This window comes from Parahaliea mediterranea (assembly GCF_017255185.1).
Classification (GTDB): domain Bacteria; phylum Pseudomonadota; class Gammaproteobacteria; order Pseudomonadales; family Halieaceae; genus JAFKCZ01.
Window position 1 is genome coordinate 1 of the sequence record NZ_JAFKCZ010000038.1, and the last position, 783, is coordinate 783.

At 46.0% G+C, this 783-nt stretch carries 1 protein-coding gene; it reads left to right on the top strand.

Translation table 11 applies throughout. The annotated features are described in order from the left end of the window. The coding region (locus JYP50_RS21620) for a hypothetical protein (RefSeq protein ID WP_206562654.1) at positions 1–318 on the top strand (318 nt) is incomplete at its 5' end. Positions 319–783 lie beyond the last annotated feature (465 nt).

Sequence of the window (783 nt, forward strand, 5' to 3'; positions counted from 1 at the left end):
CTTTATGGTCATTCGTGGGTTCATAATGTGCCAAGGACACTACTTGGACAGGAAAGCCCAGACAACTGGAAGCAAGTTCAGGAATCACTCAATGCAAAGGTTCGTTTGTATGAACTTATCGAAAGCAACCCAATTCCGATAAACCCTGGAGCGAATGGCAATCATCTTAATGCAATATTCAACGACACAATAACCAAGTACTGGGCAAGCTCCAATCAATCAAGTGAGGTAGCTGAAATCACTTTCTCGGTATTCATGTCTTGCCTAGAAGACGGCTCCATTACAATAGCGGAGCAGCACCTTGAGCAAGTCACTTAACAAGTCAAGGCAGCAAGGGCCCTTCGGGCCGGGACCGCTTTACAGCGGCCCCTGCTTGAAGCGTTAATAGGCCATGATGAGTTCAAAGCTACGATCAAGACCCATATCCATACTAATACCTTGCACGTTTTTGGGTGGCCTGGCGCTATGGTATTTTTCAAGCTCGATACATCGAATTCTACGAATTCAAGATCCTAGTACCATTGTATTTGCTGTCCCAGCGTTCTTTTTTGTTGGAATCATATTTTCAGTTATTCTTTATGGGCAGCACGCATGGGCACGTTGGGGATTGCTTTTCTGGGTTATCATTCCACTAGTCGGCGATCTATCGCCGAGTCGACACCCTAGCTATTTTTACTCTTGGTTATTTTGGGCACAGCTTGCCCTTGTCGCTTTATTATTTACCCCAAGCTCGCAACGTTGGCTCAAGGAGTGCGGAAATGAGGCCAGTTAACAAGGCGTTGA